This is a genomic window from Amycolatopsis sp. NPDC003676 (genome assembly GCF_053587275.1).
On the sequence record NZ_JBSFNS010000003.1, the window covers coordinates 192,060 to 214,007 of the forward strand.

A 21,948-nucleotide genomic window follows, 5' to 3' on the forward strand; every position below is an offset into this window, starting at 1 on the left:
CTCAGGTGCGGAGGCCGTCGAAGAGGATCGCGATGGTGCGGTCGCGCAGTTCGCGGTCGGCCCCGACGTGCTCGGCCGCCTTCGCGGTGCCGATGATCACCGGGATCAGCTCGGTTGTCGTTACGTCGCGTCGCACCGCGCCGCTCTCCTGAGCGCGTCGCAGCAGCACGCCGAGCGATTCGCGCAGCCGCTCCCCGATCACCGAACCCGTGCTAGGGACGCACACGCCGGCCGAGGTGAGCGCTTCGAAGTAGGCGTTTTTGGCGCTGGACATCTCGATCCAGCTGGTGAGGAAGGTGAAGAACGCGGCCCCGGCGTCCTCGGCGTTCTGCGCGACGACCGCGTCCGCCTCGTCGACGAACCGGTGCAGCCGCGCGTAGAGCACGGCTTCCAGGAGCGCTTCTTTCGTGGGGAAGTGCCGGAACACCGTGCCGATGCCGACGCCGGCCTCGCGCGCGACCTCCTCGGTCGGCGCACCGGTGCCCTTCGCCGCGAACACGGTCTCGGCGGCTTCGAGCACCTTGGCGCGGTTTCGCCGCGCGTCGGCGCGCAGCGGTTTGTCCTCCGTCACGGCTGTGATGGTAGTCGCGCGTCCTGTCCGCGCGGCGCCCGATCCAGGTGGGTTCGGCGTGCCGGAGGGTCGGAAACAACCCGTCCGGAGCAGACGTCAGGAATCGTCAAACCTCTGCCGGTCGTTCACACTGTAGTGTGACGACCGTCACGAGAGGTGCACGACCATGACTCTAGGCGACAACGAGGTCACCCAGTCAGTCCAAGCTTCCTCCGGCGACCGCCGGGTGCAGGTACGCCGGGCGGCCCTGGCCGGTTCGATCGGCACCACCATCGAGTGGTACGACTTCTTCCTCTACAACACCGCCGCCGCGTTGGTCTTTCCCCATCTGTTCTTCCCCGCGTCGTCCTCGTACGCGGGGGTCATGCAGTCGTTCGCCACCTACGCGGTCGGGTTCGCGGCCCGCCCGATCGGCGCGGCGATCTTCGGCCATTGGGGCGATCGGCTGGGCCGCAAGGCGACGCTCATCGTGACGCTCCTGCTGATGGGCCTGTCCTCGGCGGTGGTCGGCCTCTTGCCCGGTGCCGCGACCATCGGCATCGCGGCCCCGCTGATCCTGGTCCTGCTGCGTCTCGTGCAAGGCATCGCGATCGGCGGCGAGTGGAGCGGATCGGTATTGCTGGCGATGGAATGGGGCGACCAGCGCCGGCGTGGACTGCTGGCAAGTTTCGCTCAGGTCGGCGTCCCGGTCGGACTTGTACTGGGGACCGGCGGAATGACCTTGCTGTCCGCGACGCTGTCTCCGGACGCCTTCTCCTCGTGGGGCTGGCGGATCCCGTTCCTGCTGAGCCTGGTGCTGGTGGCGATCGGCCTGGTCATCCGGCTGCGCATTCTCGAAACGCCGATGTTCGCTGCCGCGGTCGCAGCCAAACGCACCTCGAAAGCGCCAGTGAAGGACGTTGTCCGCCACCACTGGCGCGAGATCCTGCTGTCAGCCGGTTTGCGGTTCAGCGAGCAGATGCCGTTCTACCTGTTCACCAGCTACGTCCTGGTCTACGTGGTGCAGCGGCCGGAGTTCAGCAAAACGTTCGTGCTCAATGCGGTCCTAGTCGGCGCGGCGGCGGAATTGCTGCTGATCCCGCTGTTCTCGCAGCTCTCCGACCGGATCGGCCGCAAACAGGTCTACCTGACCGGCGCGGTGCTGACCGGAGTGATCGCGTTCCCGTACTTCACCGTGCTGACCCACAGCGGCCACGCGATGATCTTCCTGGCGATCATCGTGTCCCTGGTGGCGCACTCGATGCAGTACGGCCCGCAGGCGGCCTTGATCGGCGAGAGCTTCCCGACGCATCTGCGCTACGGCGGCGCGGGGCTGGGATATCAGCTGGCGTCGGTGTTCGCGGGCGGCCCCGCTCCTCTGCTGGCGGTTTGGCTGCTGCACACCACCGGCACGCCGTATTCGATTTCGATCTACATCGTCGCTTCTGTTGTGGTGACTGTGTTGTGCGTGATCGCGCTGCCTGACCGTTCGAAGGCCGACATCGACGACGTCGGCGTCTACGCCCGCTGAGCGCACGAAAAGGGGGCTGCCACCCCGAATTCCGGAGTGGCAGCCCCCTTTGCACGACGAGATCAGCGCTGCGGCGGCGGCCCGCCCTGCGGTCCGCCGAACGGGCCCTGTTGCGGGAACGGCCCGCTGCCCGGTCCGGGTCCCTGCGGTCCGCCGAACTGCTGCGGCGGAGGTCCCTGGTACGGCCCGCCCTGCGGTCCCGGTCCTGCCGGAGGCTGCGGCTGCGGCAACGACTGCTGCTGCTGGGCAGGCGGCGGAGTGCTGGGCTGCCGCGGCCGCTCCGGCGGCGCGGGCGGCACCTCTTCCTGGACCGGTGCGGGAGCTTCGGGCTTGGCGGCCGGAGCCCCGCCGATCGCCCGGCGTTCCGTCGCCGCGCCCAGCGGCCCGTCGACCTCCTTGCGCGCCACCGCTTCCGCGGCGGCGACGGCCTCGGCGACCTTCGGGTCGCTGCTGGTGTCGAACCATCCGGCGACCTCGTCGTCGTCGAGGTCCGGGCGGGCCGGGGTGTCGTCCTTCGGCGGCTCGTAGCGGAACACGCCGTCGTCGCCGGGAGCGCCGAGGGCGCGGGCGAAGCCTTCGAGGGCCTTGCCGTAGTCGCTCGGGATCATCCAGACCTTGTTCGCGTCGCCCTGCGCCATCTGCGGGAGCGTCTGCAGGTACTGGTAGGCGAGGACTTCCGGCGTCGGGCGGCCGGCCTTGATCGCCGCGAACACCTTTTCGATCGCCTTCGCCTGGCCCTGTGCCTGCAGGTAGCGGGCGGCTCGTTCACCCTGTGCGCGCAGGATCCGCGACTGCCGTTCCGCCTCCGCGGCGAGGATCGCGGCCTGCTTCTGGCCTTCCGCGGCGAGGATCTGGCTCTGCTTCTGGCCTTCGGCCGTCTTGATCGACGATTCCCGCTGGCCTTCGGCGGTGAGGATCATCGCGCGCTTCTCCCGGTCGGCGCGCATCTGCTTCTCCATCGAGTCCTGGATGGAGGCGGGCGGCTCGATCGCCTTCAGCTCGACGCGGGCGACGCGGATGCCCCAGCGGCCGGTGGCCTCGTCGAGCACGCCGCGCAGCTGGGTGTTGATCGAGTCGCGGGAGGTCAGCGTCTCTTCCAGGCTCATGCCGCCGACCACGTTGCGGAGCGTGGTGGTGGTGAGCTGCTCGACGCCGATGATGTAGTTCGAGATCTCGTAGACCGCGGCGCGCGAGTCGGTGACCTGGAAGTACACGACGGTGTCGATGTTCACCGTCAGGTTGTCCTCGGTGATCACCGGCTGCGGCGGGAACGAGACGACCTGCTCGCGCAGGTCGATCCGCGCGCGCACCTTGTCCAGGAACGGGACGAGGAAGGTCAGGCCGGGCGAAGCGACCGTGCGGAACCGGCCGAGCCGCTCGATCACCGCCGACTGGGCCTGTGGCACCACCATGATCGCCTTGACCACTGTGATGATGACGAACAGAGCCAGCAGTGCGACCACGACGATCGCTATTGTCGACAAGAGCGTTTCCCCTTACCTAGTACCGTTTTTCCTCGGACGGCGCCTCACGAGACGATGTCCACCACGGCCGTGGCGCCGGAGATCTCGACGACCGTGACGCTGGTGCCCGGCGCGATCGGCGGCTGCGATTCGTGCACGGCGCGCGCCGACCACACCTCGCCGCCGATTTTCACCTGGCCGGCATCGTAGTCCACAGTGGACACTACGACGGCGCGGGCTCCGACCAGCGCGTCGATGCCGGTGGGGATGCCCGACCCGGAGAGAAAGCGGCGCTTGAGCGCCGGGCGGACCAACGCGAGCAGCCCGACCGAGCTGACCGCGAACACGGCGACGTCGATGTAGATGTTGCCCGTGAGCGCTTCCGAGCCGGCTCCGAGCAACGCGCCGATGCCGAGCATGATCAGCACGAAGTCCCCGGAGATCACCTCCGCGATCATCAGGACGATGCCGATGATCAGCCAGATCAGAGCCGCTGCCATGCCCTCATGCTCTCAGATCGCGTCGTTTCGCACCGGGCAAACTACTCGACGTGACCGACGCGTGACCTTGGATTTTTCCGGCATAACGGGCATTACGGTGCGTCGTCGCCCGGTTCGGTCACGAAGTCGATGAGCCGTTCCACCGCGCCGATCAGCGGCGTTTCGAGATCGCGGAAGCTGCGCACCCCGGCGAGCACGCGCTGCCATCCCTCGTACGGTTCGCCCCAGCCGAGCGCGTCGCAGATGCCGGCTTTCCATTCGACGCCGCGCGGGATCTCCGGCCAGGCGCGGATGCCGACCGACGCGGGCTTCACCGCCTGCCAGACGTCGATGTACGGGTGCCCGGTGACGAGCACCTGCTCGTCGCGGATCTGCCCGACCAGCCGGGATTCCTTGCTGCCCGCAACGAGGTGGTCGACGAGGACGCCGAGCCTGCGCCCGGGTCCGGTGCCGAATTCGGCGATGCGGTCCGCGAGGACGTCGACGCCGTCGAGCGGTTCCACGACGACGCCTTCGACGCGCAGGTCGTGTCCCCAGACGCGTTCGACCAGTTCGGCGTCGTGCTTGCCCTCGACCCAGATCCGGGAGTCGCGCGCGACCCGTGCCTGCAGGCCCTGCACGCGGACCGAGCCGGACGCCGACACCTGCCGCGCCGGGGCGGCGGTCTTCTTGACCGGCACGAGCGTGACCGGTTTGCCTTCCAGCAGGAACCCGGCGGGCGCGAGCGGGAACACCCGGTGGCGGCCCTTGGCGTCCTCGAGGACGACGTTCCCGTACTCGATCTTCACCACCGCGCCGCAGTAGCCGCTGGCCGGATCCTCGACCACGAGGCCCGGCTCGGCGGGGACCTCCGGGATCTTCCGCTTGCGGGGCCCGGACAGCACGTCGTGATAGCGCACGGTCGGGCACGTTATCGCCCGCAGCGAGGGCACGTCCCGCCGCCACGCCGGAAGGAGCCGGTCCTCCGGCTTGACGTGGAGCGCGCTCCAGCTCCTAGCGTCGGCGGCGTCCGTCAGTTTTCGCAGTACCGCCCGGTCGGCCGGGCAGGAGGAGTATCCGCGCATGATCACCCGAACCACGCTCGGCTCGCCCGGTCTCGCTGTCAGCGCGATGGGCTTGGGGTGCATGGGGATGAGCGAGAGCTACGGCGCCGCCGACTGGGACGGCGGCATGGCCACCATCGACCGGGCCTTGGAACTGGGCGTCACGTTCCTGGACACCGCCGACGCCTACGGCTCCGGGCACAACGAGGTGCTCGTAGGCCGCGCCGTCCACGGTCGTCGGGACCAGGTGCAGCTGGCCACGAAGTTCGGCCTCGACCGCAGCGGCGGCGACGCGGCCCGCCGCATCCGCGGTGCGCGGGACTACGTGCTGCGCTCCTGCGACGCCTCGCTGCTGCGGCTGGGCGTCGACGTGATCGACCTCTACTACGCCCACCGCCCGCCCCAGGACGTGGAAATCGAAGAGACCGTCGGAGCGATGGCCGAACTCGTCCAGGCTGGCAAGGTCCGCCAGCTGGGCCTGTCCGAGGTCGACGGCGAGCTGCTGCGCCGGGCGCACGCGGTGCACCCGATCGCCGCGGTGCAGAGCGAGTACTCGCTGTGGACCCGGGACGTCGAGGCCGTCACTCCGGTGATGGCCGAGCTGGGGGTCGGGCTGGTGCCGTACTCGCCGCTGGGGCGAGGGTTCCTGACCGGTGCCCTGGACCGCTCCGCGTTGGGCGAAAAGGACTTCCGGCGCACCAATCCCCGGTTCGCCGGGGAGGCGGGCGAGGCCAACGAGAAGATCGCGCAGACCGTGCGCGAGGTGGCCGACCGGCTGGGCGCCAGCCCGGCCCAGGTGGCGCTGGCGTGGGTGTACGCCCAGGCTGACCGGCTCGGCGTTGCGGTGGCGGCCATTCCGGGCACCCGCAGCCCGGCCCGGCTGGAGCAGAACGCGGCCGCGCTGGAGGTCACGCTGGACGCCGAGGCGCTGGCCGCGCTGGATCCGCTGAGCGACCAGGTGACGGGCGAGCGCTACGTCCCCGCGCACACCGCTGAGATCGCTCGGGGTTAGGCACGCTACGACCCCGTTCCCCCGGTGCTGACCCGCTCAGCTGGCCATCCGCAGCACGGCGTCGGTGAACGGCGTCGGCCCGCCTCGGCGGAGCGGGCCCATCGCCACGAGCGGGGCGAGCGCGACGCACCACGCGTGCACCCGGTCGCCGTCGAGGTGCGGGAGTTTGGCGATCCCGTCTTCGACCGCGGCGCCGTCGGCCATCGGCAGCACTGCCCAGTCGACCGCGTCGAAGGCCGGGTCTCCGACGCACGGGCGCGGGTCGATCGCGACCGCGCCGCGCGCTGGTCCGGCGTCCAGGACGTTGCCGGGATGCAGGTCGCCGTGCACGAGCGCGATCGGGCCGCTGGCGGCGAGTTTCTCGGAGCGGGCCAGGCCGGTGCGGAGCGATGCCAGCGGGAGGTGCGCTTCGGCCGGAGACCCGGCCAGGCGCTGCTCGGCGAGGCCGAACATGAACCGGACGCGTTCGAGCTGGGTCGGGAACGGCCCGGCGACCGGGACGCCGTGGACGTCGGCGAGCAATTCGCCGATCTGGTCCCACGGGACGTCCGCGCCGCGTTCGGTGAACGTGTCGCCCGGTTCGAGCCCTTCGAGCAGCACGGCGCCGTGGTCGAGGTCGGCGTCGAGGATCTGCACGACCCGCGACAGCCCGGCCCACGAGCCCAGCGCCGTGGCCTCCGCGGTCGCGATCGCGCGGTCCGGGCAGAGTTTGAGCACCTTCAGCGCGTCCTCGCCGTCGCGGCAGAGCAGCGTGCGGCCGGTGTTGCCGGGCCGGGCTTCGGACACGGTGAGGCCCCACTGGCGGCAGAGGCGTTCGACCAGTGCGGGCAGCGCGTCGCACCACGCTTCGGCGGCCGGGCCGAAGCGGTTGACCAGGCGGGCGCGGGCGGCAGAGTCCATCAGAGCGGTGTCCATCGGTTCCGCCATTAGAACAGCGGCCAAGGGATCGCGCGCCAGTCGTCGCCGGGCTCGGGGAACACCGCCTCGGCGAGCAGATAGTCGGTGCGCTGCGAAAGCGCCCGGATCTCGAAGGCGGTGAGGTGTTCGCCGAGGTCCGCGCCGAGGCGGCCGTCGAGGTCCGCGCGGAGCTTCCGCAGTTTCTCGACCGCGTCCTCGGGCAGGTCCTCGCCGATCCAGCCCCACAGCACGGTGCGCAGCTTCGGGTCGGTGTGCAGGCAGATGCCGTGGTCCACGCCGTAGACGTGGCCGTCGGTCGCGGCGAGCAGGTGGCCGCCCTTGCGATCGGTGTTGTTGACGACGATGTCGAGGACCGCGAGTTCGCGCAGATCCGGATGGTCGGCGTGGACGAGGACCGCCGGTTCGCCGAGCCGGTCGTGCGCGTGCAGCACGGTGCGCCAGCCTTCGGGGACTTCTTCCGGCGCGCGGACGTCGACGACCTCGGCGTCCTCGTCGGTTTCGACCCACAGCTGCACCATGCCGGGCCCGAACGGGCCGTCGCGCAGCACGGTCGGCGGGATCGCGCCGAGGCCGCAGGCGTCGGAGATCATCGCGGTCGCGACCTCGCGGCCGGCGAGGGTGCCGTCCGGGAAGTCCCACAGCGGGCGCTCCCCCGACACCGGCTTGTACACGACGCGGCCGGTGACGCCGTCGAGTTCGATCGCGCAGAACAGCGTGACGTTGGAGGCGTCGACCAGCCTGCCCTCGACGTCGATGCGGCCGCGGGAGACGAAATCGCGGGCGGCGGGGTCGGCCGGCCCTGGCGCGGTGCTCGCCACGGGCGCCCTCAGTCCTCGGTCACGTCGACGTCGCGCCGGTACCCGTTCTGCCGCGGGCAGATGTGCCCGGCCGGGTCGAGCGGTTCGCCGCACAGCGGGCACGGCTTGCGACCGGCGTTGACGACGCGGTCGGCGCGTTCGGCGAAGGCGCGGGCGGCGACCGGCGTGAGGAAGACGCGCACCGCGTCCGGGCCCTCCTCGGTGTCGTCGAGCACGACCGTCTCGTCGATTTCGCCCTCGGTGATCGCGAGCAGTTCCACGACGACCGCGCCGGAGTCGGCGTCCCAGCCGAGCCCCATCGTGCCGACCCGGAACTCCTCCTCGACGGGCACCGCGAGCGGGTCCACGTCGACCTCGTCGTCGGGGGCCTGTGCGGGCACGTCGGCGCCGAACCGGCTGGCGACCTCCTCCAGGAGCGACCCGAGCCGCTCCGCGAGGACGACCACCTGCTGTTTTTCGATCGTGACGCTGATCGTCCGCACGTCCTCCGTCGCCTGGAGGTAGAAGGTGCGGTCGCCGGGCTCGCCGACCGTGCCGGCCACGAACCGGTCGGGCTTGCGGAAGACGTGGATTACGCGTGACATAGCATCTTCGACCCTAGGCCACGCCCGCATGATCGGCATCCGCCGCCCCGGGTTGAGGTGAGTTCGCGCGCGATTCCTGCGCGGTGCGTGCGGATCCGGACACGCAGCGGATCCTCGTTAGGCTTTCCGGGTGCCTCGCATCTCTCCTCATGGAACCTGGACCTCTCCCGTCACCGCGGCCGACGCGGCGGCCGCCGGCGGCGGCGCGCAATGGCTCGCCGCGGTCGACGGCGCGCTCTGGTGGGCGGAAGCGCGGCCTGCCGAGGGCGGTCGCGTCGCTCTCGTGCGCGCGCTTCCCGGCGGCGGCGTCGAGGACGTGCTGCCCGCGCCGTGGAACGTCCGCAACCGGGTGCACGAGTACGGCGGACGGCCGTGGCTCGCGGTCGGCGGCGTCGTGGTGTTCACGCATTGGGCCGACCAGCGGGTGTACGCGCTGAAGGACGGCGAAGTCGCCGCGCTGACGCCGGAACCGGCCACGCCGCAAGGTGTCCGCTACGGCGACCTCCGGCCCGGCCGCGCGGGCGAGGTGTGGGCGGTCCGCGAGCGCAGCACCGGGCCGCGGCGCACCGACATCTCCCGCGAGCTGGTCGCGATCCCGCTGGACGGCTCCGCCGAACGGGTGCTCGTCGAAGGGCACCGGTTCTTCACCGCGCCGCAGCTGTCGCCGGACGGCGCGCACGCCGCGTGGCTCGCGTGGGACCACCCGGCGATGCCGTGGGACGGGACCGAGCTGTTCGTCGCGCCGGTGGCGGCCGACGGTTCCTTCGGGGACGCGCGCGCGCTGGCGGGCGGGCCGGAGGTCGCGGTGTGCCAGGTGGCGTGGGAGACCGCGGATCAGCTGCTTGTGCTCGCCGACCCGGAGGGCTGGTGGAACCTGCACCGGGTCGGCCTCGACGGCGCGACGGTCAATCTCGCGCCGGTGGAGAGTGAGCTGGGCGGGCCGATGTGGAAGCTCGGCACCAGCTGGTTCGCCCCGCTGGGCGGCGGGAAGCACGCGGTCCTCGACTCCGGCAAACTGGCGATCCTGGACGAGAGCGACGGTTCGGTGACGCGCGTCGACACCGAACTGACCGTGTGGTCGTCGGTCGGGCTGGTCGCGACGGCGGACGGGATCGCCGGGATCGCGGGCGGGCCGCGGCACGAGAGCGCGGTCGTGGTGCTGGACCCGGACACCGGGAAGTGGCGGGCGCTCACGCCGCAGCCGGCCTCGCTGCCGCCCGCGGAGTACCTGCCGGTCCCGCAGGAGCGGGTGTTCACCGGGCCGGACGGCGCGGACATCCCGGCGTACGTGTTCCCGCCGACCAACCCGGACTTCGTCGCGCCGGAAGGCGAACTGCCGCCGTACGTGGTCCACGTGCACGGCGGGCCGACCGGGCACAGCGACGAATCGCTCGACCTGGACTTCGCGTACTTCACCAGCCGCGGCATCGGCGTCGTCGCGGTGAACTACGGCGGCTCCACCGGCTACGGGCGGGCGTTCCGCGAGCGGTTGCGGGAGCAGTGGGGCGTGGTGGACGTGCGCGACTGCGCGGCGGTCGCCGAAGCGCTGGTCGCGGAAGGGATCGCCGACCGGGCCCGGCTGGGCGTCCGCGGCGGCAGCGCGGGCGGGTTCACCTCGGCCGCGTCGATCACGATGACCCGCACCTACGCGGCGGCGACGGTGAAGTTCCCGATCCTCGACTTCGCCGGCTGGACCGGCGAGGGCGGCGAAACGCACGACTTCGAGTCGCAGTACCTGGTCAGCATGGTCGGCCCGTATCCGGAAACCGCCGACCGGTACCGGGAGCGCTCGCCGATGACGCACGTGGGCTCGCTGGCCGGGCCGGTGCTGTTCCTGCAGGGGCTGGAGGACGAGATCTGCCCGCCGGACCAGGCGGACCGGTTCGTTTCCGAAATCGACGGCAGCGGGATCCCGCACGCGTACCTGCGGTTCGAGGGCGAGCAGCACGGTTTCCGGAAGGCGGAGACGATCGTGGCCGCGCTGGAGGCGGAACTTTCCTTCTACGGCCAGGTTTTCGGCTTCGAGACCCCGGACGTGCCGCGGCTGGAGCTGACCCGATGAGGCCCGCCAGACTCTCCGCCGGGGACACCGTCGCGCTCGTCGCGCCGTCCGGACCGGTGCCGCAGGACCTGCTGGACGCCGCGCTGCCGGTGCTGCGCGAGTGGGGCGTGAAGGTGCGGATCGGCGCCGGAGTGCGCGCTTCCGGCCAGTCCTACCTTTCGGCACCAGACCAGGCACGCGCGGCGGAGTTCACCGAGGCGTGGCTGGATCCGGAAGTCCGGTGCGTGCTCGCGGCGCGCGGCGGCTACGGGACGCAGCGGATGATCGATCTGGTGGACTGGGCGGCGTTGCGGGCCGCGGGGCCGAAGGTGCTGGCCGGGTCGAGCGATGTAACCGCGCTGCACCGGGCCGTGCACACCCATCTGGACCTCGCGACGCTGCTTTCTCCGATGCCCGCGAGCGTCCTGTTCGACGAAGCCGCGTCGGAGCACCTGCGGCGGACGTTGTTCGAGCCGGACCACGCGCGGGTGCTGCGGGCGCGGGAACCGGACGTCGTCGTGCCCGGCCGCGCGCTGGGCGTGCTGGTGGGCGGGAACCTGTCGCTGCTGGCGTCCGGGGTCGGGACGGCCGAGCAGGGGTCCGCGCGCGGCGGGATCGTGCTGCTGGAGGACGTGACCGAGAGCCCGTACCGGATCGACCGGATGGTGACGCAGCTGCTGCGTTCCGGCTGGTTCGACGGGGCGCGCGGGGTCGTGCTGGGTTCGTGGGCCGCGTGCGGCGATCCGGCGGAGGTCCGGGAACTGCTGGCGGAACGGTTGTCGCCGCTCGGGGTTCCGGTGCTGAGCGGGTTCGGCTTCGGGCACGTGGCGGGGTCGCCGACGCTGCCGCTTGGCGTGTCCGCGTCGCTCGACACCGAACTGGGCACCGTCACCCTCGACTCCCCCGCGCTGGACTGAGCCCGCATGCGACTGTCCACTGTGGAGACCCGGGCGAGGTTCGCGGCGGCGCGGGTGGCCAGGCTCGCCACAGCGGACAGTCGCGGGGTCCCGCATCTGGTGCCGGTGACGTTCGCGGTGCGCGACGACACGGTCGTGTTCGCGGTCGACCACAAACCGAAGACCACGACGTCGTTGCGGCGGCTGGCGAACATCGCGGAGAACCCGGCGGTGTCGTTCCTGGTCGACGAGTACGACGAGGATTGGTCGCGGTTGTGGTGGGCCCGAGCGGACGGCGTGGCGCGGGTGGTCGCGGATGCTTCCCGGGAGTCGTATGCCGGTTGGTTGACGGAGAAGTATCCGCAGTACGCCGAGCGGCCGCCGGAGCACGCGGTGGTCGTGACCGAGGTTCAGACCTGGCGAGGTTGGGCGAGTTCGTAACGCCGGTTCGAGTGCTCGCGATCTTTCTCCCGAAATGGGGAGGATCATGCGTATCGCGCTTGTGGTGACCGGCCTTGTCCTGCTGGTCGCGGGCTGTTCGGCCGAGGCTCCGGCGGCTGCTCCGAAGCCGAGTCCCGCGCCGCCGTCGAGTTCCGCGCCGCCGCCGGCCGCGGGTGACCTCACGAAGTACCTGCCGAGCGGGGACGAGCTGACCAAGGCCGGGCTCACCGTGGGACGGGATCGGCTGCCGTACGTCGTCGGCGCGAACACGCCGCTGCGCATCGTGCGGGCGTGCGGTGCCGACCAGCCGTGGGACGCCGCCGTGCGGAACGGCGCGCAGGCGTACTCCACAAAGGACACGCTGTGGATCCGGCAGCGGCTCGCCGAGTACGAGGGCTACACCGGCTCGCAGGTCGTCTCGGGCCTGGACAAGGCGCTCGGCTGCGGGAAAACAGCGTCCGGGGACCACGATCTCGCGTTCGTGAGCCGGTTCTCCTCGCACGGCAAGGGGCTGTCGGAAGACGCCGAGCTCACAGTGAAGTCCCGTTTCTCGGTCCCCGGCATCGGTGATCCGCAACTCGGGTTCTGCGGGCAGTTCGCGGAGGCCCGGATGGCGAGCTGCGTCCTGGTGCTTGCGCACGGCAACCGCGTTCTCGCTGTCGCGGCCACCGACTACCAAATGAGCATGGCGGCGCAGCAGGCCGAACTGAAGCGGCTGGCTCCCACCTTCGTCGCGGCGTTCGACCAGGACTGAGGTAACGCCGGGTCCGAGTCTGGCGATCTTCCCCGCGTGCGGAGGGGGATCTTGGGGGCCGTAGCCGGGCTCGCGCTGCTCGCGGGTTGCGCGGGCGAGACTTCGACGCCCTCCGCCAAGGAGCTCAGCAAGTATTTGCCGAACGAGAAGCAGTTGGGCGATGCGGGGGCCGAGCAGCGACAGGCTCCTGCCTCCTTTGCCGCCGAGTGGATCAATCCGCTGCTCCTCGTGCCGCAGTGCGAGGGCGAACGACCTTGGGAGTCCGCTTTTCGAACCGATGCGCAGGCGACCGCCCGCACCGGAGACTTGCTCGTCTGGCAGCTGGTGGCAGCATACGACGGCTATTCCGGCGAGCAGGTCCTCTCGACCGTAGACAAGGCGCTGAACTGCGGTGATACGGCTGCCCACGATCCTCTCCCCGCCGGATCGCCGCAGTTTTCGGTCTCCGCCGTCGCGGACCCGCAGATCGGGTTCTGCCGTCGGTTCCGGGCGGCCGGGATGTCCAGTTGCGCCATGGTTTTCGCCCGCGGCGACCGGGTGCTCGCGATCCGGACCGACAGCACGACCGCAGACGCGGCGGCGCAGCAGGCCGAACTGGAGCGGCTGGCTCCCACCTTCGTCGCGGCGTTCGACCAGGACTGACGATGGCGAAACGACGCTACGTGGCTCGCGGCGTGCCCGGCGGGTACCAGATCTGGGACAACCGCGCCCGCCGCTGGTGGGGCGATCACTACCAGCTCTGCCCGGACGACCTGGTCGCCGCGCTCAACAGCGGCGCGGACCACGCGACTCTCACCGCGCTGATCAACCGGTACCGCGCGGCGAGGCGCTGACCCGGTTTCAGGGCAGGGCTTCGATCCGCTCGAGATGTTCCTCGCCCCATTCGCCGACGAGATCGACGCGGCGACCGGTGCCGGGCATGTGGTGCACGCCGAAGGCGACGAACGGGATCGTGGGCTTCCTCGACCGCGACCTCCCCGATGAGTCAGCGGGTCTGCGCCAAATCCCCGAAATACCCGGTCCGCCACAAGATCCGCGTGCGGACTTCGGTGATCCGCCAGCCTTTCCCGGTCTCTCGCAGGTCGGCGGTAACCACCCCGCCGGCGGTGAACGCGCGGTCCTCCATCCGCACGGTGATCGGGCGGTCTTTCCACAGGTGGATCGCGACGAGGTTCGCCCGTACCTCCGCGGCGGGGCCGTCGAGTTCGACGTCGTGGCCGGTGAGCAGGTGCTGGCTCGCTTCGAAACGGGCGAAGCTGCGGGCGTGGCTTTCGGCGATGTCGGCGGGTCCGGCGATCTCGGTGCCGTTGGGGCGCACGATTTTCCCGTCCGGCGCGAAAATGCGCTGGAAACGCGGGGCGTCGAACTGGCGTTCGTCGACCGCGCGGTAGTAGCTGTTGAAGGTGCGGATGATGCGGGACGTGGCGAGCAAGGCGTCGAGTTCGGGCTGATCCGTTTCCTGCACCGGCTTCTCCCTCGGGGTTCCGCTGTCTCGGTTCATCGTTCCGCGCCGCGCGGACGTGACATGTGCGGTCGCGGACGGGTATCCCAGCCAGGGGCAGGCGGCGGGCTCGGCGGCGCGCCAGGATGGCCTGGTGAGCAAGGGAAGCAACGAACTCGGCGGTTTTCTCCGCAGCCGTCGCGAGCGGTTGACGCCGGAGGCCGCGGGCATCGCGCCCGGCGGGACCCGGCGCGCGGTTCCCGGGCTGCGCCGGGAGGAACTGGCCGAGCTGGCCGGGGTGAGCGTCAGCTACTACACCCGGCTCGAACAAGGGGCCAGCGGGAGTGCGTCGGACGCGGTGATCGACGCACTGGCGGCGGCGTTGCAGCTGGCTCCGGCCGAGCACGAGCACCTGAGGAATCTCGCCGCGCCTCGTCGCGCGGCTCGGCCGCGGGCCCGGAGGGCCAAACTGCGGCCCGCGGTGCGGGATTTGCTGGCGGCGATGTCCGCGCTGCCCGCGGTGGTGGTCGATCACCGGGCCGATGTCCTGGCGTGGAACCGGCTCGGGCACGCGCTGCTGGCCGGGCACGTCGCGTTCGGGGCGCCGGACGAGCGGGTCCGCCCGAACATCGCGCGGATGTTGTTCCTCGACCCGCATCATCGCGCGCTCTACCGGGATTGGGCGGACAAGGCGTCGGTCACCGTCGCGGCGCTGCATCAGGCGGTCGCGCGGCATGGGGACGATCCGGTGCTGGAGCAGCTCGTCGGGCGGCTGGCGCGGTGGAGAGCCCGGAGTTCGCACGGATGTGGGCGAAGCGGCCGGTCCGGACCTGCTCGTACTACGTGCGCGAACTCGACCATCCAGTGGTCGGACGTCTGACGCTCGCGAACGAGACCGTCACGCTGCCTGACGACGATCAGCAGCTCGGGCTGTTCTACGCGCTCCCCGGCACTCCCGACGCCGACGCGCTCGCGTTGCTGTCCCAAAGCTTCGCGGAACCCCTGAAGAAGGAGAAAGTGCGGTGAAGATCCTCGTTGTCGGCGGGGCCGGGACGATCGGACGGCGGCTGGTGCCGGAACTGCGCTCGCGCGGCCACGAGGTGGTCGTGACGGGGCGGACGTCCGGCGAGGTGCGCGTCGATCTGGCCGAACCGGAGACGATCGCGGCGATGTACCGCGCGGTCGGCGCGGTGGAGGCGGTCGTGAGCATCGCCGCGCACGGCGCGTTGGACGAGTTCGCGACCCTCACCTCGGCGGAGCTGCACGAGAACTTGCGCGCCAAGTTCTACGGGCAGGTCGAGCTGGTTCTGCAAGGACAGCACCACGCCGCCGATGGTGCGTCGTTCACGCTGACGTCCGGGATTTTCGCCGACCAGGCGTGGCCGCACGTGACCGGCGGCGGGGTGATCAGCGGCGCGCTGCACAGTTTCGTGCTGTCGGCGGCGATCGAGCTGCCGCGCGGGATGCGGGTCAACGCGGTCAGCCCGACGTTGATCGGCGATTCCGTCGACGCGTTCAGCGAGCATTTCCCCGGGATGCGGCCGGTGCCGATGGACGAAGTGGTGCGGCACTACCTGAACTGCGTCGAAAGCGACATCACCGGGACGGTCGTCCGAGCTTACGCTTGACCGCGTTCGGCAAGACTCTTACCTTTGAGCTGCCAGACATCGGATGTACGACGCCGCCGGCCGATGTGCCCCTTTCGTTCCTGTTCGGAAAGGTCACTCCGTGATGCCGGATTCCCCTGGTTTCCCGCGCCGTACGGCGCTGCGTGCGATAGCCGGGACGGTGCTCGCCGTACCCGCGTTGGCCGGGCCGTTGAGCCAGTTCGCCACGGCCGCGAGCCCGTTGTGGCATCCCGATCCGGTGAAGGACGGGTTGAAGGCGTTCGAGGGCGTCGAGGCTGACCGCGGCGGGCTGCATCCGGACCGGAAGTACGTGGTGGTCGAGGGAAATCACTACCGCTTCACCATCTGGCGCGACGACCGCGACACCACCGGCGGCGGCGATCGGCAGCGGACCGAGACGAAGGGCATGGTGCAGAACGGCTCGGCGCTGAAGATGCACAACGGCGAGACCTGGACCCTGTCCTACGAGATGTTCATCCCGGCGAGCCTGCACGGCACGAGCCGGTTCACGCACATCTTCCAGACCAAGACCCCGGCGACCAACGAGGGCCCGTGGGTGACGCTTGATCTGGTCCGGGACGGCGGCGTGGAGATGATTTCCGCGCGGGCGTACGCGAATCCGGGGTCGCCGTCGATCGCGGCGGCGAAGCTGGCTTCGTTGCGGGACAAGTGGATCACGATCGAGTGGACGTTCACTCCGGGCGACGCGGGCGCGGCGGCGTGCGTGATCCGCAGCGGCGCCGGTGCGGGTGCGCCGATCGCCGCGCAGGGCAGCAAGACCGGGGTGAAGCTGCCGGATCAGGGCGACTACGTGCGGCCGAAGTGGGGCATCTACCGCTCCGTCGAGAGCGACCCGGCGGACATTCTCGACACCTATCTGCTGTTCCGGAATTACCGCGCGAACCGCAAGTAGCCGACAGCGGTGGTCCCGGCACCATACCGGGACCACCGTCTCACAGCTTCTTGGCAGGAGTTTCCGGGAGGAATTCCTCGTCCTTGGGCTTCTTCCGCCACGCGGCGACGAGCCCGAGCGGGTCGGGGCGCAGCAGGGACGCGGCAGCGTAGAGGCTGACCGCGACGACGATCGCGATGAACCACCAGTCGTAGAGCGCCTGCTCCCCCGTCGGGTAGTACACGAGGGTCACGAACACCGAGATCGCCACGATCGCCGAGAGGTTCCGCCGTTCCCACGGGAACGCCGAGATCAGCACGAAGCCCCAGGTGAGGTACCACGGCAGGGTCGGCGGCATGAGGATCGCGACGGCCAGCAGGGTGATCGCGGCGCGGTAGACGGCTTCCTTGCCGCCGCCGCGGGCGAGCCACCATTGGCGGACGCCGAACACGACGAGGCCGACCATCGCGATGGCGCGGGCGACGGTGACGAACGGCGAGGGCTGGACGTTGGCGATGATGTGGACGAGGTTGTAGACCGCCTCGCCGATGCCGCTGGGGAAGTTCAGCCAGTTGGTGATGAGCTGCGGGGCCTTGAGGCCGGACCACCAGCCGAGGTTGAGCGAGCCGAGCGAGACCCAGGTGCCGACGACGAACACCGGCAGGAACAGCCCGACCGCGGCGGCTCCGGCCTTGAAGAAGTTCTTCGTCTTCGACGGGCCGGCCATGTCCGCGGCCCACATCCAGACCATGAACGGCAGCGCGACGGCGGCGGTCGGCTTGATCAGCATGCCGATGGTGACCAGCACGACCGCGATGACGTGCTTGCGCTCGAGCGCGGCGAGCATCCCGATGGTGAGGAAGCCGAGCATCATCAGGTCGTTGTGCGGGCCGCCGAAGAGGTGGATGACCATCATCGGGCTGGCGACCGCGACCCAGAGCGCGACCGGGAGCTTCCCGCCGAGGTGCTTGACGAGCCGGGGCAGCGCCCACAGCGTCATGCCGAGCCCGACGAGCAGGACGAGCCGGGTGAGGATGACGCCCGCGATCATGTGGTCCTGGGTGATCGCGACGATGCCCTTGGAGATGAGCAGGAACAGCGGGCCGTACGGGGCGGGCGTGGTCTGCCACAGCGGGTGCACGTTCTGCACGACGTTCGGCAGCACGGGCAGCTCGGCGGGGCCGTTGGCGTACGGGTCGAGCCCGTAGAGCAGCTGCGCGCCCTGGCCGAGGTAGGAGAAGACGTCGCGGGTGAACAGCGGCGGCGACACGATCAGCGGCGCCATCCAGCACAGCGCGGCGATCAGGATCGGCTTGCTGCCGATGCGCCCGGCGAGCGCGTAGCGGCCGAGCCGGACCCACGCCCACACGACGAGGCCGAAGCCGCTGTAGAGCAGCGCGTTGGCGAGCGCGCGGCCGTGGCCGTAGCGGATCCACGAGAGCGGGCCGTGGCCGATGACGGGGTCTCGGATGAGGATGCCGCCGGCGCCGAGCGCGGCGAGCATGAGGAGGGCGCTTCCGACCGTGCCCATGGCGATGGTGCGGTAGGGGAAGCGCGAGGGCGTCAGGAACTGCCGGTCGAGACCTCCGGCGTTCGGCTGCGCGTCGTCGATAGTAGTGGCCATTTCGATCCAGAAGATTACCGGGTGCAGTCGGCCCGCCCCGCACTGGCTCCGGGCGCGCGGGGCTTCGGCGCGCGCCCGGAGCGGACCGCGGTCAGGCCTCGGCCGCGGTCCGCTGCGCGGTGCCCCCGGGGAGCGCCGCGAGCAGCGACTTCGTGTACTCGTGCTGCGGGTCGAGCAGGACTTGTTCGACGGTACCGGTCTCGACGAGTTCGCCGCGGTACATCACCGCGACCCGGTCGGCGATGTTCCAGGCCAGGCCCAGGTCGTGGGTGATGACGAGGGCGGAGAGGCCGAGCTGGCGGCGGAGCCGGAGCAGCAGCGCGAGGATCTCGCCGCGCACCGACGCGTCGAGCGAGGCCACCGGTTCGTCGGCGAGCAGCAGCGACGGTTCGAGCGCGAGGGCTCCGGCGATGACGACGCGCTGTCGCTGGCCGCCGGACAGCTCGTGCGGGAGCCGGTCGAGGAATTTCTCCGGCGGGCGCAGTTCGGCGGATTCGAGCGCTGTGAGCACGACGTCGCGTTCGTTCGCCAGGCCGTGGATGCGCGGGCCTTCGGCGACCGCCTCGTACACCGTGTGGGCCGGGTTCAGCGCGCTCGTCGGGTCCTGGAGCACGAGCTGGACTTCCCGCCGGTACGCGCGCAGCCCGGCCCCGCCCGCGGGCACCGGCTTGCCCGCGTAGCGGACCGCGCCGGAGTCGGGTTTCTGCAGGCCGAGCAGCGTGCGGGCGAGGGTGGTCTTGCCGGAGCCGGACTGGCCGACCAACGCGACGATCTCGTCCCGGCGGACTTCCAGGTTGACGCCGTTGACCGCGTGGATCCGCTTGCCCTTGCGGTCGCGGAACGTGACGTGCAGGTCCTCGGCGGCGAGCAGCGGCGCTTCGTCCGTTCCGCCGCGTTCCGCCGGTTCCGGGGGCAGCGGGGTCGCGGTGGCCGGGGCGTAGCGCGAGACCGGGTCGCCGACCGTCGGGAACGCGGCGGCGAGGGCGCGGCTGTGTTCGTGCCGCGGCGAGGACATCAGCTCGGCGCTGGGACGTTCCTCGACGACTTCGCCGTCGTACATCACGGCGATGCGGTCGCAGGTGGCGGCGAGCACGGACAGGTCGTGGCTGATCATGATCAGCCCGATGCCGCGTTCGGCGACCAGTTTCGACAGCACGGACAGGACCTGGGCCTGGACGATGACGTCGAGCGCGGTGGTCGGTTCGTCGGCGATCACCAGCCGCGGTTCGCAGGCCAGCGCCATCGCGATCATCACGCGCTGTTTCTGGCCGCCGGACAGTTCGTGCGGGTACGCGCCCGCCCGCGAGCGCGGCAGGTCGACCTGTTCGAGCAGTTCGGCGACGCGCGCCTGCACCTGGGCTTCGGACTGCGCCTTGCCCTCGGGCGCGTGCAGCCGGATCGGTTCGGCGATCTGCTCGCCGACGCGACGGACCGGGTTGAGCGCGTGCATCGCGCCCTGGAACACGACCGACGCCTCGGCCCAGCGGACCGCGCGCAGCCGTCCCCAGCGCATCTCGCTGACGTCCTCGCCGTCGAGGAGGATCTCGCCGGTGATCTTCGCGCTGCGCGGCAGGAGCCGGAGCACGCTCATCGCGACGGTGGACTTGCCGGAGCCGGACTCCCCCGCGACGCCGAGCGTGCCGCCCGCGTCGAGTTTCAGGTCGACGCCGCGGACCGCGGGGACGTCGCCGCCGCCGGTGCGGTAGGTGACGCCGAGGTTTTTCAGTTCGAGCAGCGCGGTCACGAGTGCCGTCCTTTGAGCCGCGGGTTCAGCACGGTTTCGAGACCGCGGCCGACGAGGGTGAACATCAGCACGACGAGCACGATCGCGATGCCCGGCGGGAGCAGGTTCCACCAGGCGCCGCGGGTGACCGCGCCGTTGTTGAGCGCGGTTTCCAGCATGGCGCCCCAGGAGATCGAGGTGGGGTCGCCGACGCCGAGGAACGAGAGGGTGGCGTCGGCGATGACCGCGTTGCCGACCACGAGGGTGGTGTTGGCGAGCACGAGCGGGGCGACGCCGGGCAGCACGTGTTTCGCGACCACGTGCAGGTGGCCGCCGCCGAGCGCGCGGGCGCGTTCGATGTAGGGGCGGCTTTCGATGGTGAGCGTCTGCGCGCGGACGAGGCGGGCGGTGCTCGGCCAGGCGGTGACGCCGATGGCGAGCACGATGGTCCAGATCCCTTGCGGCAGCACGGCCGCGAGCGCGATCGCCAGCACGAGCGAGGGCAGCACGAGGAAGAAATCGGTGAACCGCAACAGGATCGCCGACACCCAGCCGCCGAAGTGCGCGGCGGTGATGCCGATCAGGGTGCCGATGAACACGCTCAGCGCGGTCGCGCAGAACCCGACGAGCAGCGAGATCCTGGTGCCCCACACCGTCATCAGCAGCACCGAGCGGCCGTCGATGTCGGTGCCGAGCCAGAACTGGCCGTCCGGCGGGCTGAGCGGTTTGCCGGTGACGCGGGTGACGTCGAGGCCGCTCTGGTCGCTGATCAGCGGCAGCAGCAGCGCGAGCAGCACGGTGAGCACGAGCAGGAAAAGCCCGGCGAGCGCGGCTTTCTGCGTGGCGAATTCGTGCCAGGTGCGGGCCATTCCGGCGCGGCGGCGGCGCCACGCGATCGCGCCGGCGCTTTCGGTTTTCACGGGGATTGAGGTCATGCGGTACGCACCCTCGGGTCGAGCACGCGGTAGAGCAGCTCCGCGAACAGGTTCATCAGGACGACGGCGCTGGCGAGGACGATGAAAACCCCTTGCAGCACCGGCAGGTCCGGGCCGTGCAGCGCGTCGTAGGTGAGCTGGCCGAGCCCCGGCCAGCTGAACACCGCTTCGACGGTGACCGCGCCGGCGACGACCGTGCCGAACTGCATGAACACCAGCGTCACGGTGGGCAGCAGCGCGTTCGGGACCGCGTGCCGTCGCCGGACGAGGTCATCGCGCAGGCCTTTCGCGCGGGCGGTGGTGAGGTAGTCGGCGTTCATTTCGCCGAGCAGGGACGAGCGCATCACCAGCATGTACTGCGCGTAGAACACCACGAGCAGCGTCAGGCACGGCAGGATCAGGTGGTGCAGCACGTCGAGGCTCTGGGCGAAGAATCCGGGCCCGGCGTCGGGCGAGTGCATGCCGCGGCTGGGGAACAGCCCGTTGGTGGCCACGAGCAGCAGCAGGCCGAGCCAGAACTGCGGGACCGACCAGAAGGTCAGCGCGATGCCGGTCTGCGCGCGGTCGAAGAAGCTGTCGCGCTTCCACGCCGCGCGGATGCCGAGCCACAGCCCGAGCGCGACGGCGAGGACGGTCGCGCTGCCCACGAGCAGTACGGTCGGCCAGAGCCGTTCGCCGATCATGTCCAGCACCGGGCGGCGTTCGATGTAGGACTCGCCGAAGTCGCCTTGGAAGAGGCCGGCGAAGTAGTTCCCGAACTGGGCGAGAATGGGCTTGTCGATGCCGAGCCGTTCGCGCAGTTCGGCGATCTGGCCGGGGTCGGTGGGGCGTTCGCGGGCCATGAACGCGACCGGGTCGCCGGGCAGCAGCCGGAAGAGGAAGAACCCGAGGACGATCACCAGGAACACGCTGGCGACCGCCTCGGCGATCTTCTTGAGGACGAACCGGAGGGTCCCGGTCCCGCCGCGGCGCTCGTCGGGATCGGCGAGCACCGAGGCCTGGTCGGGCGCTATCGCTTGGCTCACCCGCGGCTCCCCTTCTGCTGGACGGCGCGGCTGTCCGTGAGGGGAACCCTGAGGGAATCAGATTCCCTCAGGGTTCCCCGCACGGACGCGACGGCCCGGGGGCGTCGATCGACGAACGGCCACACACCA

At 70.7% G+C, this 21,948-nt stretch carries 24 protein-coding genes; 12 read left to right on the forward strand and 12 right to left on the reverse strand.

The features are described from left to right. Position 1: 1 nt before the first annotated feature. Positions 2 to 571: a TetR/AcrR family transcriptional regulator gene (locus ACWDNU_RS03200; protein ID WP_370936988.1), complete on the reverse strand. Its 570-nt coding sequence runs from the start codon at positions 569 to 571 to the stop codon at positions 2 to 4. A 166-nt stretch (positions 572 to 737) separates the two neighbouring features. Between ACWDNU_RS03200 and ACWDNU_RS03205 the strand changes: the two genes are divergently transcribed. Beyond that, positions 738 to 2,081 (forward strand): MFS transporter, encoded by a 1,344-nt coding sequence (locus ACWDNU_RS03205; protein WP_370936987.1) that lies wholly within the window; start codon positions 738 to 740, stop codon positions 2,079 to 2,081. A gap of 62 nt (positions 2,082 to 2,143) precedes the next feature. Here ACWDNU_RS03205 and ACWDNU_RS03210 read toward each other — a convergent pair whose 3' ends face one another. From ACWDNU_RS03210 to ACWDNU_RS03220, 3 genes are all read right to left on the reverse strand, one after another. Then, positions 2,144 to 3,493, reverse strand: coding sequence for an SPFH domain-containing protein (locus ACWDNU_RS03210; RefSeq protein ID WP_449667567.1), 1,350 nt, complete (start codon positions 3,491 to 3,493; stop codon positions 2,144 to 2,146). Between the two features lie 116 nt (positions 3,494 to 3,609). Further along, the gene (locus tag ACWDNU_RS03215; protein WP_370936986.1) at positions 3,610 to 4,044 is read right to left on the reverse strand and encodes an NfeD family protein; all 435 of its coding nucleotides are present in this window, start codon (positions 4,042 to 4,044) and stop codon (positions 3,610 to 3,612) included. A 92-nt stretch (positions 4,045 to 4,136) separates the two neighbouring features. Beyond that, positions 4,137 to 5,114 carry a DUF3097 domain-containing protein gene (locus ACWDNU_RS03220; RefSeq protein WP_449667545.1) on the reverse strand — a complete coding sequence of 326 codons (978 nt, stop codon included), beginning with the start codon at positions 5,112 to 5,114 and terminating at the stop codon, positions 4,137 to 4,139. On the opposite strand from ACWDNU_RS03220, the gene ACWDNU_RS03225 reads away from it, so the two are divergent. Further along, positions 5,107 to 6,099: an aldo/keto reductase gene (locus tag ACWDNU_RS03225; protein ID WP_449667546.1), complete on the forward strand. Its 993-nt coding sequence runs from the start codon at positions 5,107 to 5,109 to the stop codon at positions 6,097 to 6,099. The two genes, ACWDNU_RS03220 and ACWDNU_RS03225, sit on opposite strands and share 8 nt — an antisense overlap. A gap of 36 nt (positions 6,100 to 6,135) precedes the next feature. Here the strand turns inward: ACWDNU_RS03225 and ACWDNU_RS03230 are convergent, their stop codons facing one another. From ACWDNU_RS03230 to ACWDNU_RS03240, 3 genes are read right to left on the reverse strand one after another with little or no spacing between them, the layout of a single operon-like run. Next, the gene (locus ACWDNU_RS03230; RefSeq protein ID WP_449667547.1) at positions 6,136 to 7,014 is read right to left on the reverse strand and encodes a phosphotransferase; all 879 of its coding nucleotides are present in this window, start codon (positions 7,012 to 7,014) and stop codon (positions 6,136 to 6,138) included. Positions 7,015 to 7,025: 11 nt separating this feature from the next. After that, entirely contained in the window at positions 7,026 to 7,835 is an 810-nt protein-coding gene (locus ACWDNU_RS03235) for an SCO1664 family protein (RefSeq protein ID WP_449667548.1), read from the reverse strand. Positions 7,836 to 7,843: 8 nt separating this feature from the next. Beyond that, a complete protein-coding gene (locus ACWDNU_RS03240) occupies positions 7,844 to 8,419 on the reverse strand; it encodes a DUF3090 domain-containing protein (RefSeq protein WP_354751019.1) in 576 nt (191 codons plus the stop codon). A 130-nt stretch (positions 8,420 to 8,549) separates the two neighbouring features. On the opposite strand from ACWDNU_RS03240, the gene ACWDNU_RS03245 reads away from it, so the two are divergent. The 6 genes from ACWDNU_RS03245 to ACWDNU_RS03270 are packed head-to-tail and all read left to right on the forward strand — an operon-like array spanning position 8,550 to position 13,384. After that, positions 8,550 to 10,481: a prolyl oligopeptidase family serine peptidase gene (locus ACWDNU_RS03245; RefSeq protein ID WP_449667549.1), complete on the forward strand. Its 1,932-nt coding sequence runs from the start codon at positions 8,550 to 8,552 to the stop codon at positions 10,479 to 10,481. Next, a complete protein-coding gene (locus ACWDNU_RS03250; RefSeq protein ID WP_449667550.1) occupies positions 10,478 to 11,377 on the forward strand; it encodes a S66 peptidase family protein in 900 nt (299 codons plus the stop codon). The genes ACWDNU_RS03245 and ACWDNU_RS03250 overlap by 4 nt, the downstream gene beginning before the upstream one ends. A 6-nt stretch (positions 11,378 to 11,383) precedes the next feature. Further along, entirely contained in the window at positions 11,384 to 11,797 is a 414-nt protein-coding gene (locus tag ACWDNU_RS03255; protein WP_449667551.1) for a TIGR03668 family PPOX class F420-dependent oxidoreductase, read from the forward strand. A gap of 46 nt (positions 11,798 to 11,843) precedes the next feature. Beyond that, positions 11,844 to 12,551: a hypothetical protein gene (locus ACWDNU_RS03260; protein WP_449667552.1), complete on the forward strand. Its 708-nt coding sequence runs from the start codon at positions 11,844 to 11,846 to the stop codon at positions 12,549 to 12,551. Between the two features lie 51 nt (positions 12,552 to 12,602). Next, positions 12,603 to 13,193 carry a hypothetical protein gene (locus ACWDNU_RS03265; protein ID WP_449667553.1) on the forward strand — a complete coding sequence of 197 codons (591 nt, stop codon included), beginning with the start codon at positions 12,603 to 12,605 and terminating at the stop codon, positions 13,191 to 13,193. Between the two features lie 2 nt (positions 13,194 to 13,195). Continuing rightward, positions 13,196 to 13,384: a hypothetical protein gene (locus tag ACWDNU_RS03270; protein ID WP_449667554.1), complete on the forward strand. Its 189-nt coding sequence runs from the start codon at positions 13,196 to 13,198 to the stop codon at positions 13,382 to 13,384. A 152-nt stretch (positions 13,385 to 13,536) separates the two neighbouring features. Here ACWDNU_RS03270 and ACWDNU_RS03275 read toward each other — a convergent pair whose 3' ends face one another. Then, positions 13,537 to 14,016, reverse strand: a complete 480-nt coding sequence (locus tag ACWDNU_RS03275) for a nuclear transport factor 2 family protein (RefSeq protein ID WP_449667555.1) — start codon at positions 14,014 to 14,016, stop codon at positions 13,537 to 13,539. Between the two features lie 130 nt (positions 14,017 to 14,146). Between ACWDNU_RS03275 and ACWDNU_RS03280 the strand changes: the two genes are divergently transcribed. The 4 genes from ACWDNU_RS03280 (at position 14,147) to ACWDNU_RS03295 (ending at position 16,533) form a co-directional block, all read left to right on the forward strand. Then, entirely contained in the window at positions 14,147 to 14,872 is a 726-nt protein-coding gene (locus ACWDNU_RS03280; RefSeq protein WP_449667556.1) for a helix-turn-helix domain-containing protein, read from the forward strand. Continuing rightward, positions 14,773 to 15,018, forward strand: a complete 246-nt coding sequence (locus ACWDNU_RS03285) for an MmyB family transcriptional regulator (RefSeq protein WP_449667557.1) — start codon at positions 14,773 to 14,775, stop codon at positions 15,016 to 15,018. The genes ACWDNU_RS03280 and ACWDNU_RS03285 overlap by 100 nt, the downstream gene beginning before the upstream one ends. Continuing rightward, complete coding sequence (locus ACWDNU_RS03290) at positions 15,015 to 15,620, forward strand: short chain dehydrogenase (RefSeq protein WP_449667558.1); 606 nt, start codon at positions 15,015 to 15,017, stop codon at positions 15,618 to 15,620. Before ACWDNU_RS03285 ends, ACWDNU_RS03290 begins: the two co-directional genes overlap by 4 nt. 103 nt (positions 15,621 to 15,723) lie before the next feature. Continuing rightward, positions 15,724 to 16,533, forward strand: coding sequence for a hypothetical protein (locus ACWDNU_RS03295; RefSeq protein WP_449667559.1), 810 nt, complete (start codon positions 15,724 to 15,726; stop codon positions 16,531 to 16,533). A gap of 40 nt (positions 16,534 to 16,573) precedes the next feature. Here the strand turns inward: ACWDNU_RS03295 and mptB are convergent, their stop codons facing one another. From mptB to ACWDNU_RS03315, 4 genes are all read right to left on the reverse strand, one after another. Further along, entirely contained in the window at positions 16,574 to 18,136 is a 1,563-nt protein-coding gene (mptB, locus tag ACWDNU_RS03300) for a polyprenol phosphomannose-dependent alpha 1,6 mannosyltransferase MptB (protein WP_370936971.1), read from the reverse strand. A 91-nt stretch (positions 18,137 to 18,227) separates the two neighbouring features. Further along, the gene (gene nikE, locus ACWDNU_RS03305; RefSeq protein WP_449667560.1) at positions 18,228 to 19,880 is read right to left on the reverse strand and encodes a nickel ABC transporter ATP-binding protein NikE; all 1,653 of its coding nucleotides are present in this window, start codon (positions 19,878 to 19,880) and stop codon (positions 18,228 to 18,230) included. Beyond that, entirely contained in the window at positions 19,877 to 20,794 is a 918-nt protein-coding gene (locus ACWDNU_RS03310) for an ABC transporter permease (protein ID WP_449667561.1), read from the reverse strand. The genes nikE and ACWDNU_RS03310 overlap by 4 nt, the downstream gene beginning before the upstream one ends. Further along, complete coding sequence (locus tag ACWDNU_RS03315; RefSeq protein WP_449667562.1) at positions 20,791 to 21,819, reverse strand: ABC transporter permease; 1,029 nt, start codon at positions 21,817 to 21,819, stop codon at positions 20,791 to 20,793. The genes ACWDNU_RS03310 and ACWDNU_RS03315 overlap by 4 nt, the downstream gene beginning before the upstream one ends. Positions 21,820 to 21,948: the final 129 nt, after the last annotated feature.

Bases quoted from the DNA above. Each gene is read 5' to 3' on its own strand.
- ACWDNU_RS03205 (WP_370936987.1), top strand. From the start codon at position 738: ATGACTCTAGGCGACAACGAGGTCACCCAGTCAGTCCAAGCTTCCTCC.
- ACWDNU_RS03210 (WP_449667567.1), bottom strand. From the start codon at position 3,493: ATGGTGGTGCCACAGGCCCAGTCGGCGGTGATCGAGCGGCTCGGCCGG.
- ACWDNU_RS03215 (WP_370936986.1), bottom strand. From the start codon at position 4,044: ATGGCAGCGGCTCTGATCTGGCTGATCATCGGCATCGTCCTGATGATC.
- ACWDNU_RS03225 (WP_449667546.1), top strand. From the start codon at position 5,107: ATGATCACCCGAACCACGCTCGGCTCGCCCGGTCTCGCTGTCAGCGCG.
- ACWDNU_RS03230 (WP_449667547.1), bottom strand. From the start codon at position 7,014: ATGGACACCGCTCTGATGGACTCTGCCGCCCGCGCCCGCCTGGTCAAC.
- ACWDNU_RS03240 (WP_354751019.1), bottom strand. From the start codon at position 8,419: ATGTCACGCGTAATCCACGTCTTCCGCAAGCCCGACCGGTTCGTGGCC.
- ACWDNU_RS03250 (WP_449667550.1), top strand. From the start codon at position 10,478: ATGAGGCCCGCCAGACTCTCCGCCGGGGACACCGTCGCGCTCGTCGCG.
- ACWDNU_RS03255 (WP_449667551.1), top strand. From the start codon at position 11,384: ATGCGACTGTCCACTGTGGAGACCCGGGCGAGGTTCGCGGCGGCGCGG.
- ACWDNU_RS03260 (WP_449667552.1), top strand. From the start codon at position 11,844: ATGCGTATCGCGCTTGTGGTGACCGGCCTTGTCCTGCTGGTCGCGGGC.
- ACWDNU_RS03270 (WP_449667554.1), top strand. From the start codon at position 13,196: ATGGCGAAACGACGCTACGTGGCTCGCGGCGTGCCCGGCGGGTACCAG.
- ACWDNU_RS03295 (WP_449667559.1), top strand. From the start codon at position 15,724: ATGCCGGATTCCCCTGGTTTCCCGCGCCGTACGGCGCTGCGTGCGATA.
- mptB (WP_370936971.1), bottom strand. From the start codon at position 18,136: ATGGCCACTACTATCGACGACGCGCAGCCGAACGCCGGAGGTCTCGAC.
- ACWDNU_RS03310 (WP_449667561.1), bottom strand. From the start codon at position 20,794: ATGACCTCAATCCCCGTGAAAACCGAAAGCGCCGGCGCGATCGCGTGG.